Annotated in this window: 8 protein-coding genes; 2 read left to right on the top strand and 6 right to left on the bottom strand. The window is 63.4% G+C overall.

Going from position 1 to position 11,589, the window contains the following annotated elements; all coding sequences use genetic code 11:
- Nucleotides 1-195: 195 nt before the first annotated feature.
- Nucleotides 196-3,966 (top strand): methionine synthase, encoded by a 3,771-nt coding sequence (gene metH / locus ATC00_RS00355; RefSeq protein ID WP_064251599.1) that lies wholly within the window; start codon nt 196-198, stop codon nt 3,964-3,966.
- A gap of 4 nt (nt 3,967-3,970) precedes the next feature.
- On the opposite strand, the gene ATC00_RS00350 is transcribed toward metH, so the two are convergent.
- From ATC00_RS00350 to ATC00_RS00325, 6 genes are read right to left on the bottom strand one after another with little or no spacing between them, the layout of a single operon-like run.
- On the bottom strand, nt 3,971-5,566 hold the full coding sequence (locus ATC00_RS00350; protein WP_064251598.1) for a GMC family oxidoreductase: 1,596 nt from the start codon (nt 5,564-5,566) through the stop codon (nt 3,971-3,973).
- A 25-nt stretch (nt 5,567-5,591) separates the two neighbouring features.
- Nucleotides 5,592-6,593 (bottom strand): branched-chain amino acid ABC transporter permease, encoded by a 1,002-nt coding sequence (locus ATC00_RS00345; RefSeq protein ID WP_064251597.1) that lies wholly within the window; start codon nt 6,591-6,593, stop codon nt 5,592-5,594.
- Entirely contained in the window at nt 6,586-7,473 is an 888-nt protein-coding gene (locus ATC00_RS00340; RefSeq protein WP_037389655.1) for a branched-chain amino acid ABC transporter permease, read from the bottom strand. The genes ATC00_RS00345 and ATC00_RS00340 overlap by 8 nt, the downstream gene beginning before the upstream one ends.
- Before the next feature lie 3 nt (nt 7,474-7,476).
- Nucleotides 7,477-8,178: an ABC transporter ATP-binding protein gene (locus ATC00_RS00335; protein WP_037389657.1), complete on the bottom strand. Its 702-nt coding sequence runs from the start codon at nt 8,176-8,178 to the stop codon at nt 7,477-7,479.
- A 1-nt stretch (nt 8,179) separates the two neighbouring features.
- On the bottom strand, nt 8,180-8,962 hold the full coding sequence (locus tag ATC00_RS00330; protein WP_037389658.1) for an ABC transporter ATP-binding protein: 783 nt from the start codon (nt 8,960-8,962) through the stop codon (nt 8,180-8,182).
- 15 nt (nt 8,963-8,977) lie between these two features.
- Nucleotides 8,978-10,183, bottom strand: a complete 1,206-nt coding sequence (locus ATC00_RS00325; protein WP_037389660.1) for a beta-hydroxybutyrate-binding protein — start codon at nt 10,181-10,183, stop codon at nt 8,978-8,980.
- Nucleotides 10,184-10,425: 242 nt separating this feature from the next.
- On the opposite strand from ATC00_RS00325, the gene ATC00_RS00320 reads away from it, so the two are divergent.
- Nucleotides 10,426-11,370, top strand: coding sequence for a LysR family transcriptional regulator (locus ATC00_RS00320; protein ID WP_064251596.1), 945 nt, complete (start codon nt 10,426-10,428; stop codon nt 11,368-11,370).
- Nucleotides 11,371-11,589 lie beyond the last annotated feature (219 nt).

Here is an 11,589-nt window from a genome sequence, read left to right as displayed (position 1 = left end):
GGAGCCTGCCCGGAAGACCGATCTCCCGCTACTCCCATGCAGGGAGGCCGCCGGAGCCCCAATCATCCGATCTTTTTTGTTGCGTCCAGATTTGCCCCTGGCCAAAATTGTGATCGAATCGCATGTTGACATAAAGATATCTTTATGTGACTTAATCGGCAAAGCATTTGTCGTTTTCAGAACGGGAGATTTCCCATGTCCGCCGCGTCCCTCTTCGGAGATCTCTCCCCCAGGCCCGACGGCTCGGAAGTCTTCCGGGCCCTGAAGGAGGCGGCGAGCGAACGCATCCTCATCATGGATGGTGCGATGGGGACCGAGATCCAGCAGCTCGGTTTCATCGAGGATCATTTCCGCGGCGAGCGCTTCAGCGGCTGCGCCTGCCATCAGCAGGGCAACAATGATCTGCTGACCCTGACGCAGCCGAAAGCGCTCGAGGAGATCCATTACCGCTACGCCATCGCCGGCGCCGACATCCTCGAAACCAACACCTTCTCCTCGACGCGGATCGCCCAGGCCGATTACCGCATGGAGGTCATGGTCTACGAGCTCAACCGCGACGGGGCGCGGCTGGCGCGCCGGGCGGCGAAGCGCGCCGAGGCGGAGGATGGCCGGCGGCGATTCGTGGCCGGTGCGCTCGGGCCGACCAACCGCACCGCGTCGATCTCGCCCGACGTCAACAATCCCGGCTATCGTGCCGTCAGCTTCGACGACCTGACGCTGGCCTATGCCGAACAGGTCCGCGGCCTCATTGATGGCGGCGCCGACATCATCCTGATCGAGACGATCTTCGACACGCTGAACGCCAAGGCGGCGATCTTCGCGACGCAGGAAGTGTTTGCCGAGAAGGCAATCCACCTGCCGGTGATGATCTCCGGCACCATCACCGATCTCTCCGGCCGAACGCTCTCCGGCCAGACGCCGACTGCCTTCTGGTATTCGGTGCGCCATGCGGCGCCCTTCACCATCGGGCTCAATTGCGCGCTCGGCGCCAATGCGATGCGCGCCCATATCGACGAGCTTTCGAGCGTTGCCGACACGCTCGTCTGCGCCTATCCGAACGCCGGTCTCCCGAACGAATTCGGCCGTTACGATGAAACCCCGGAGGCGATGGCGGCGCAGATCGAGGAATTTGCCCGCGACGGCCTCGTCAACATTGTCGGCGGCTGCTGCGGCTCGACGCCGGCTCATATCCGCGCCATCGCCGAAGCGGTCAAAAAATACCCGCCGCGCCAGGTGCCGGAGATCGAACGCCGCATGCGGCTTTCCGGCCTCGAGCCGTTTACGCTCACCGATGAGATTCCCTTCGTCAATGTCGGCGAACGCACCAATGTCACGGGCTCGGCGAAATTCCGCAAGCTGATCACCGCCGGCGATTATGCCGCGGCGCTCGATGTGGCACGCGACCAGGTGGCCAACGGTGCGCAGATCATCGACATCAACATGGACGAGGGGCTGATCGATTCGACCCGTGCCATGGTCGAGTTCCTGAACCTGGTCGCCTCTGAGCCGGATATCGCCCGGGTGCCGGTGATGATCGATTCCTCGAAATGGGAGGTGATCGAGGCCGGCCTCAAATGCGTCCAGGGCAAGGCGCTGGTGAACTCGATCTCGCTCAAGGAAGGCGAGGAGGCATTCCTGCATCATGCAAGGCTGGTGCGCGCCTATGGCGCGGCCGTTGTGGTGATGGCCTTCGACGAGAAGGGCCAGGCCGACAGCAAAGCGCGCAAGGTCGAGATCTGCGGGCGCGCCTATCGGCTGCTGACCGAAGAGGTCGGCTTCCCGCCGGAAGACATCATTTTCGACCCGAACATCTTCGCGGTGGCGACGGGCATCGAAGAGCACAACAATTACGGCGTCGACTTCATCGAGGCGACGCGTGAGATCATCGCCACACTGCCGCATGTGCATATCTCGGGCGGCGTATCGAACCTCTCCTTCTCCTTCCGTGGCAACGAGCCGGTGCGCGAGGCGATGCACGCCGTGTTCCTTTATCACGCCATCCAGGCGGGCATGGACATGGGCATCGTCAATGCCGGCCAGCTCGCCGTCTATGATGCGATCGATCCGGAGCTTCGCGAAGCCTGCGAGGATGTGGTGCTTAACCGCCGCGCCGACGCGACCGAGCGCCTCCTGGAAATCGCCGAGCGCTATCGCGGGCAGGGCGGTGCACAGGGCAAGGAGAAGGACCTCACCTGGCGCGAGTGGACGGTTGCAAAGCGGCTCGAACATGCGCTCGTCAACGGCATCACCGAATTCATCGAGGCCGACACGGAAGAGGCGCGGCTTGCCGCCGAGCGCCCGCTGCATGTCATCGAGGGTCCGCTGATGGCCGGCATGAACGTGGTCGGCGACCTCTTCGGCGCTGGCAAGATGTTCCTGCCGCAGGTGGTTAAGTCGGCGCGCGTGATGAAGCAGGCGGTCGCGGTGCTGCTGCCTTACATGGAGGCCGAGAAGCTCGCCAATGGCGGCGAGGGGACCCGCGAGAGCGCCGGCAAGATCCTGATGGCGACGGTCAAGGGCGACGTGCACGATATCGGCAAGAACATCGTCGGCGTCGTGCTTGCCTGCAACAATTACGAGATCATCGACCTCGGCGTCATGGTGCCCTCGGCAAAGATCCTCGACGTGGCGCGCGAGCAGAAGGTCGACATCATCGGGCTCTCCGGCCTCATCACCCCGTCGCTCGACGAGATGGTGCATGTCGCCTCCGAACTCGAACGGGAAGGCTTCGACATTCCGCTGTTGATCGGCGGGGCGACGACCAGCCGCGTGCACACGGCGGTCAAGATCAATCCGCGCTACAATCTCGGCCAGACCGTCTATGTCACCGATGCCAGCCGCGCCGTCGGCGTCGTGTCGAGCCTGCTCTCGCCGGAGGCAAGCGACGGCTACAAGGAGACGATTCGCGCCGAGTATCTGAAGGTTGCCGATACCCATGCGCGTAATGAGGCTGAGAAGCGTCGCCTGCCGCTGTCGCAGGCTCGCGCCAATGCGCAGAAAGTCGACTGGAATGCGCATCAGCCGACGACGCCCTCCTTCCTCGGCACGCGCGTCTTCGAGAGCTGGGACCTGGCGGCGCTTGCCGGCTATATCGACTGGACGCCCTTCTTCCAGACCTGGGAACTGAAGGGTGTCTATCCGCGCATTCTCGATGACGAGCATCAGGGACCGGCGGCGCGGCAGCTCTTCGCCGACGCCCGGGCGATGCTGGAGCAGATCATTGCGGAAAAATGGTTCGCGCCCAAGGCGGTGGTCGGCTTCTGGCCGGCAGGCAGCGCCGGCGACGACATCCGCCTCTTCACCGACGAGACGCGCAAGCACGAGCTTGCCACCTTCTTCACGCTTCGCCAGCAGCTGACCAAGCGCGACGGGCGGCCGAATGTCGCGCTCGCCGATTTCGTCGCTCCGGTCGACAGCGGCAGGCGCGACTATCTCGGCGGCTTCGTGGTGACGGCCGGCATCGAGGAGGTGGCGATCGCCGAACGCTTCGAGCGCGCCAATGATGATTATTCCTCGATCCTGGTCAAGGCGCTCGCCGACCGCTTCGCCGAGGCCTTTGCCGAGCGCATGCACGAATATGTCCGCAAGGAGCTCTGGGGCTACGCTCCGGACGAATCCTTCACGCCGCAGGAATTGATCGCCGAGCCCTATCAGGGCATCCGGCCGGCGCCCGGCTATCCGGCGCAGCCGGACCATACCGAGAAGGAGACGCTCTTCCGGCTGCTCGACGCCGAGGCGGCGATCGGCGTCAGCCTGACGGAGAACTACGCGATGTGGCCGGGCTCGTCCGTTTCCGGCCTCTATGTCGGCCATCCGGACGCCTTTTATTTCGGCGTCGCCAAGATCGAGCGCGATCAGGTCGAGGATTACGCGGCACGCAAGCGCATGGGTGTTCGCGAGGTCGAGCGCTGGCTCTCGCCGATCCTCAACTATGTGCCGATGCCGGAGACTGAGGCCGCCGAATAGGCGGCTACCGGTTCGTCGCGAGGATCATCGCAGCCGCCTTCTCGGCGATCATGATGGTCGGCGAATTGGTGTTGCCCGAGGTGATCGTCGGCATGATCGAGGCGTCGGCGATGCGCAGGCCTTCAAGGCCGCGCAGGCGCAACGCGGGATCCACCACGCTCTCCGCATCAGCCCCCATACGGCAGGTGCCGACCGGGTGGAAGATCGTCGTGCCGATCTCGCCTGCGGCGCGTTTCAGCTCTTCCTCCGTTTCGTAGCTCGGCCCGGGCTTGAACTCGACCGGCTGGTAGCGGGCGAAGGAAGGCTGCGAGACGATGCGGCGGGTGAGGCGGATCGCCTTCACGGCTACGTCGCGATCGGCTTCGGCCGTGAGATAGCGGGGGCGGATGTCGGGCGCGGCGGCAAAGTCCGGCCCCTTCAGGTGCACGGAGCCGCGGCTTTCCGGCCTCAAGTTGCAGACGCTGGCGGTGATCGCCGGGAAGGGGTGCACCGGTTCGCCGAATTTTTCGAGCGTCACTGGTTGCACATGATATTGCAGGTCCGGCGTTGCCTTCTCCGGTCCCGAGCGAGTGAAGATGCCGAGCTGGCTCGGCGCCATGGCCATCGGGCCGGAACGGCGGACGAGATATTCCAGGCCGATCGCCGCCTTGCCGAGGACCGAGCTCGCCTTCTCGTTCAGCGTCGGAACGCCGGTGACCCTGTAGGCAAGGCGCAGTTGCAGGTGATCCTGCAGGTTCTCGCCGACGCCGGGCAACGCGTGATGCACTTCGATCCCGTTGGCGCGAAGGATTTCGGGATTGCCGATGCCGGAAAGCTCGAGAATGTGCGGGGAACCGATCGCGCCGCCGCAAAGCACCGTGTCGCGGCGGGCGCGCACGCGCTTGGTCGTGCCGTCGTGCTGGAACTCGACGCCGGCGACGCGTCCCGCTTCAAGGATCAGCCTGCGGACATGCGCTTTGGTGAGGATCGTCAGATTTCGCCGGTGTTTAGCCGGCTTCAGGAAGGCCTTGGCGGTGTTCCAGCGAATGCCGGAGCGCTGATTGACGTCGAAATAGCCGGAACCCTCATTAGTACCGCGGTTGAAATCATCGGTCTCGGGAATGCCAGCCTCGGCTGCCGCCTTCTGAAAAGCGTCGAGCACCGCCCAGCGGACGCGCGCCTTTTCGACCCGCCATTCGCCGCCGGCGCCATGTATGTCGTCGGCGCCGCGATAGTGATCCTCGGATTTCTTGAAAAAGGGCAGCACCTCGTCCCAGCTCCAGCCGGTGCAGCCGAACTGGCGCCAGAGGTCGTAGTCGCGTGCCTGGCCGCGCATGTAGATCATGCCGTTGATCGAAGAGCAGCCGCCGAGCACCTTGCCGCGCGGATAGAACAGCGACCGGCCGTTGAGGCCTTCCTCGGGAGCCGTGGTGAAACACCAGTCGGTGCGCGGATTGTTGATGCAATAGAGATAGCCGACCGGAATGTGGATCCAGTGATAATTGTCGCTGCCGCCAGCTTCGAGCAGTAGCACGCGATGAGCCGGATTCTGCGACAGGCGGTTGGCGAGGACGCAGCCGGCGCTCCCCGCTCCGACGACGATGTAGTCGAACGCTTCCATGGGCTTTCTCTTGTCAGACCGCGCGTCAGTGCTTGTGCCGGTGCTCGAAGCCGAGCCGGCGGCCGAGGCGGGAATTATAGAACTCGCCGACGATGCCGCGGCGGAACAAAAGCACGCAGATCATGAAGACGACGCCGGTGATGATCGTCACCGGAAATTCCGAGGTCGCTAGATAATTCTGCAGCGTTACGACGAGAGCTGCGCCGAAGAGCGGCCCGATCAGCGTGCCGATGCCGCCGAGCAGCGTCATCAGGATCACCTCGCCCGACATCTGCCAGCCGACGTCGGTCAACGTCGCGAACTGGAAGACAAGCGCCTTCAGGCCGCCGGCAAGCCCGGTCAGTGCGGCCGACATGACGAAGGCGGCGAGTTTGTAGTTCCTGACCGAATAGCCGAGCGAGATCGCCCGCGTCTCGTTTTCGCGGATTGACTTCAGGATCATGCCGAAGGGCGAATTGATGATCCGCCAGATGATCGCGATGCCGATCACGAAAACGGCAAGCACGAAGTAATACATGTTCGACGACTGCGAGAGGTCGAGGAAGCCCAACAGATGGCCGCGCGGCACCGACTGGATGCCGTCCTCGCCATGGGTGAACTCGGCCTGCAGGCAGAAGAAATAGAACATCTGCGCCAAGGCCAGCGTGATCATTGCGAAATAGATGCCCTGGCGGCGAATGGCGAAGAAGCCGATGACCGCGCCGAGCAGGGCGGCGCCGAAAACGCCGACGAGGATGCCGAGTTCGGGCGGCACGCCCCATTCCTTGACCGCATGCGCGGTGAAATAGGCCGCGCCGCCGAAGAAGGCGGCATGGCCGAAGGAGAGCAGCCCCGTATAGCCGAGCAGCAGATTGAAGGCGCAGGCGAAGAGTGCGAAACACAGGATCTTCATCAGGAAGACGGGGTAGAAGAACAGCGGCGCGAGCAGGAGAAGCGCGAGGCCCAGCCCGAGAAACACCGTCTGGGCGACGACCGGGGTGCGTTCCTTCTGCTTCTGAAGTTCGAGTGTCAGCGTCATATCAAGCATCCCGGCCGAAGAGGCCTGCTGGCCTCAGCAGGAGAACGATGGCCATGATCACGAAGATCACGATATTGGAGGCCTCCGGATAGAAGACCTTGGTCAGGCCTTCGGCCACACCGAGCAGGTAGCCGGTGACGATCGCCCCCATGATCGAGCCCATGCCGCCGACGACGACCACGGCGAAGACGACGATGATGATGTTCGATCCCATCAGCGGCGAGACCTGGTAGATTGGTGCGGCGAGCACGCCGGCGAGCGCCGCGAGCGCCGCGCCGAGGCCGTAGGTCAGTGTCAGCAGGAAGGGCACGTTAATGCCGAAGGACTGCACCAGCACCGGATTTTCCGTCGCCGCGCGCAGGTACGAACCGAGCTTGGTCTTCTCGATGACGAGCCAGGTGCCGATGCAGACGGTGAGCGAAAAGACGATCGCCCAGCCGCGATAGACGGGCAGGAACATGAAGCCGAGATTGGCGCCGCCGGTCAAAAGCGCCGGTGTCGCATAGGGCTGACCGGAGGCGCCGTAGAGATAGCGGAACGTGCCTTCGACGGTCAGCGCCAGGCCGAAGGTGAAGAGCAGGCCGTAGAGGGGATCCAGCGAATAGAGCCTTCTCAGCATGGTGCGTTCGATAGCGGCGCCGAGGAGACCGACGAGAAGCGGTGCGAGGATCAGCGCCGGCCAATAGCCGATGCCGAAATGCGCGAGCAGCAGCCAGGCGACGAAGGCACCCAGCATGTATTGCGCGCCGTGGGCGAAGTTGATGACCCGCAGCAGGCCGAAGATGATGGCGAGGCCAAGGCTCAAGAGCGCATAGAAGGAGCCGTTGATGAGGCCGATCAGCAACTGACCGAGAAACGCCTGGAGCGGAATTCCGAAGATCATCGTCATCACTTACACCCCGAGCACGTCATGCAGCATGTCCATGCGTGCGGAAAGCTCCGAGACCGGAAACTCGCCCGCCACCTTGCCGTGATCCATCAGATAGAAGCGGTCGGCGACCTTGCTGGCGAAGCGGAAATTCTGTTCGACCAGCAGAACCGTCATGCCGCGCTCCTTGAGTTTCTTCAGCACTTCGCCGATCCGCTGGACGATGACCGGGGCGAGGCCTTCGGTCGGCTCGTCGAGCAGCATCATCCTGACCCCGGTGCGCAGGATCCGGGCAATCGCCAGCATCTGCTGCTCGCCGCCGGAAAGCTTGGTGCCCTGGCTGTTGCGGCGTTCGTGGAGATTGGGAAAGAGCTCGAAAATCTCGTCGATCGTCATGCCGCCTTCAGCGACGGCCGGCGGCAGCAACAGGTTCTCGTAGACGGAGAGCGTCGAAAAGATGCCGCGCTCCTCGGGAACGAAGCCGATGCCGCGATGGGCGACGCGATGGAGCGGCACACGGATCAGGTCTTCGCCGGCAAAGGTAATCTCGCCCTTGCGCTCGCGCACGATGCCCATGATCGCGCGGAGCGTCGTCGTCTTGCCGACGCCGTTGCGTCCGAGCAGCGTCACCATCTCGCCTTCGCCCACGGTCATGTCGACGCCGTGGAGAATGTGGCTCTCGCCATACCAGGCGTTGAGGCCGGAGACCTTGAGCAGCGGTTTCATCTCAAGCCTCCTCCGTGCCCATATAGGCGGTGCGCACGCGCGGGTCCTCCGACACCGTCGCATAGTCGCCTTCCGCCAGGATCTCGCCGCGCTGCAGCACGGTGACGTGGTGGCAGAGCGTGGCGACGACGGAGAGGTTGTGCTCGACCATCAGCACGGCGCGCTCGCGAGCCACCTCACGAATGATCTCGGCCACCATGCCGACATCCTCATGGCCCATGCCGGCCATCGGCTCGTCGAGCAGCAGGACCTTCGGGTCGAGCGCGAGCGTCGTGGCGATCTCGAGGACGCGCTTGCGGCCATAGGAAAGATCGGCGGCTACCGCATTGCGCTCCTTTTCGAGCCCCACGGCGCGGATCAGTTGCTCGGCCTTGCCGTTCAGCGTATCGAGGGCCGAAAGCGGCTTCCAGAACTGCGTCGCCAAGCCGTTCGGCCGCTGCAGGGCGACGCGGACATTGTCGAGGACCGTCAGGTGCGGGAACACCGCCGAGATCTGAAACGACCGGACCAGGCCCATGCGGGCGACCTTATCCGGCGCGGTGTTGGTGATGTCCTCGCCGAGCAGCGTGATCGTGCCGTCGGTCGGCTGCAGGAACTTGGTCAGCAGGTTGAAGACCGTGGTCTTGCCGGCTCCATTCGGGCCGATCAGCGCATGCACGCGAGCATGGTGGACGTCAAGGTCGACATCCTTGACGGCGGTGAAGCCGCCGAAGTCGCGGCGGAGACCGCGGGCGGACAGAACCACCCGCGGCGCTCCATTTTCCAAAGGCGCGGCAACGCTCATCGCTCGGTGGCCGGGTCAGGATTTCACGAGATCGCAGCCGCTCTGGGCCGGATCGATGAAGGCCTCCTTGCCCGGGATGGTCGCCAGAACCTTGAAGTAGTCCCAGGGCTCCTTGCTCTCGTCCGGCTTCTTGACCTCGAGCAGGTACATGTCGTGGATCATGCGGCCGTTCGGCGCCACCGTGCCGTTCTGTGCGAAGACATCGTTCACCGGCATCGCATGCAGTTCCTTGGCGACCGCGTCGGCATCGTCGCTGCCGGCCTTTTCGATCGCCTTCAGATATTGCGTCACCGCGGAATAGGTGCCGGCATGGACCATATTCGGCATCTTGCCGGTGCGCTCCATGAAGCGCTTGCCGAACTTGGCGCTTTCGGCGTCGCGGTTCCAATAGAAGCCCTCGGTAAGCGTCAGCCCTTGCGCGGCGTCGAGCCCGAGGCCGTGGACCTCGGCAAGCGTGAAGAGCAGCGCCGCCAGGCGCTGACCGCCCTGGACGATGCCGAACTCGGCCGCCTGCTTGATGGCGTTCGAGGTGTCGAGACCGGCATTGGCAAGACCGATCACCTTCGCGCCGGAGGATTGCGCCTGCAGCAGGAAGGACGAGAAGTCGGTGGTCGCCAGCGGATGGCGCACCGCTCCAACGACCTTGCCGCCGTTTTCCTTGACGTAGTTGCCGGTGTTTTCCTCGAGCGAATAGCCGAAGGCGTAGTCGGCGGTCAGGAAGAACCAGCTGTCGCCGCCCTGCTTGACGAGCGCGCCGCCCGTGCCGACGGCAAGCGAATGGGTGTCGTAGGCCCAGTGGAAGCCATAGGGGCTGCATTGCTTGCCGGTAAGCTCCGTCGTCGCCGCGCCGGTGACGATGTCGATCTTTTTCTTCTCCTTCGAGATCGCCTGAACGGCGAGCGCCACCGACGAGGTGGTGAGTTCCATGATGCTGTCGACCTGCTCGGTATCATACCATTGCCGCGCGATATTGGAGGCGATGTCGGGCTTGTTCTGGTGGTCGGCGGTGACGACCTCGACCGGAACGCCCAGCACCTTGCCGCCATAATCCTCGACCGCCATCAGCGCCGCCTCATAGGAAGACTTGCCGCCGAAATCGGCATAGACGCCGGACTGGTCGTTCAAGATGCCGATCTTGACCTTGCCGTCGGACGCGTCGGCAAGAGCGGCGGTGCTGCTGGCGAGCAGCATTGCAAGCGTGGCGATCACTTTCTTGTTCATCTGTCCTCCTCCCAAGGGATGTTCAGGGCGACGCTGGCCGTCATGCGCAAACACATAGGACTCGCCCGTGACCTTTCGAGGCCCCGGCCGCTTCTCGCATCGCTCTGTTCAAAATTGGCCAGACATGCTCCTCAACTGCCGGCCTCGACGTTTACCATCCGGAAAATTCTACTTGGAAGCAAGCGGCTCAAACCGTAAATTGCAAACAGCATCTGTTCATTTTTGAACAGAAGGGAGGCGGAATGAATCCGAATTTCACCTGGGACGACCTGCAGTTCTTCCTCGCCGTGGCGCGCACCGGCCAGCTTTCGACCGCTGCGCGGCGCCTGAGAACCAGCCATGCGACGGTTTCTCGCCGTATCGACCGGCTGGAATTTGCCCTCAAGGTCAAGCTCTTCGAACGCAATCCGCGCGGTTACGTGCTGACCGGCATGGGCCAGCGCTTCGTCGAGACCGCCGAACGGATCGAACGGGAAACGGAGCAGCTGCAGCTCGACATCAGCGACGGCATGACCGCCCAGCGCGGTGTCGTGCGGCTGAGCACGCTCGAGGGCTTCGGCAATTTCTTCCTTTCGGACCGGCTTGCCGACTTCGCCGGCCGCTATCCGAACATTTCCCTGGAGCTGGTGGCGATCCAGCAGATCATGTCGCTGTCGCGCAAGGAGGCCGATATCGCCGTCGCGCTCGCCGCGCCCAAGGCAGGCCCCTATCATTCCGAGGTGCTGACGCCCTATACGCTGCACGTCTATGGGGCGCGAAGCTACCTCGCCCGGCATCCGAAGATCCGGACCCGCAATGACCTGAGCTCGCACCGGTTCGTCGGCTATATCGAGGATATGATCTTCACGCCCGGGCTCGACTATCTCGGCGAGATCCAGCCGGGCCTGCGCGCCCATTTCCAAAGTTCGAGCATCCTGACGCAGCTGAAGGCGGCCCGTCAGGGGCTCGGTCTCTGCGTGTTGCCCTATTTCATGGCTAAGGACGAAGCCAATCTCGAGATCGTGCTGCCGGACGAGATCGAGCTGAAACGCACCTATTGGCTGATCTGCCATCGCGACCTGATGGCGATGCCGCGCGTGAGAGCCGTGCGCGATTTTCTCGTCGAAGCGGCGAGGGAGAGCCGCGGCTCTTTTCTGAGGGAAGGTCGGCCGACGGTCAGCCGAAATGCGCCCCTTGAAGAGCAATAGAGCGTTAACCATATATGCAGCAGCCGCGGAGGGCCTGTCTCCTTGCGCGGCCGGCGGAAGGCGCCGCCGATTTCAAGCGGCTATTCGCTCGTATCAAATTTCGAGCGCAAAATCAGCAACTTACAAAAATCTGCCGAATTTTTAAAAATCGTTGTTGACTGGGGAAAGGGAGCGGGTCTATAAGCCCGATCACTGACGAGGGCGGCGGCGCTGCTGGCG

This window comes from Sinorhizobium americanum, assembly GCF_001651855.1.
In the GTDB taxonomy this organism is placed as follows: Bacteria; Pseudomonadota; Alphaproteobacteria; order Rhizobiales; family Rhizobiaceae; genus Sinorhizobium; species Sinorhizobium americanum.
Note: the sequence above shows the minus strand (reverse complement) of the source record. Positions and strands in the feature narration are given on the sequence as shown.

What these genes read in the sequence shown, in the direction of transcription:
- ATC00_RS00350 (WP_064251598.1), bottom strand. Translation starts at nt 5,566, where the DNA reads ATGGAAGCGTTCGACTACATCGTCGTCGGAGCGGGGAGCGCCGGCTGC.
- ATC00_RS00345 (WP_064251597.1), bottom strand. Translation starts at nt 6,593, where the DNA reads ATGCTTGATATGACGCTGACACTCGAACTTCAGAAGCAGAAGGAACGC.
- ATC00_RS00335 (WP_037389657.1), bottom strand. Translation starts at nt 8,178, where the DNA reads ATGAAACCGCTGCTCAAGGTCTCCGGCCTCAACGCCTGGTATGGCGAG.
- ATC00_RS00320 (WP_064251596.1), top strand. Translation starts at nt 10,426, where the DNA reads ATGAATCCGAATTTCACCTGGGACGACCTGCAGTTCTTCCTCGCCGTG.
- ATC00_RS00330 (WP_037389658.1), bottom strand. Translation starts at nt 8,962, where the DNA reads ATGAGCGTTGCCGCGCCTTTGGAAAATGGAGCGCCGCGGGTGGTTCTG.
- ATC00_RS00340 (WP_037389655.1), bottom strand. Translation starts at nt 7,473, where the DNA reads ATGACGATGATCTTCGGAATTCCGCTCCAGGCGTTTCTCGGTCAGTTG.
- ATC00_RS00325 (WP_037389660.1), bottom strand. Translation starts at nt 10,183, where the DNA reads ATGAACAAGAAAGTGATCGCCACGCTTGCAATGCTGCTCGCCAGCAGC.
- metH (WP_064251599.1), top strand. Translation starts at nt 196, where the DNA reads ATGTCCGCCGCGTCCCTCTTCGGAGATCTCTCCCCCAGGCCCGACGGC.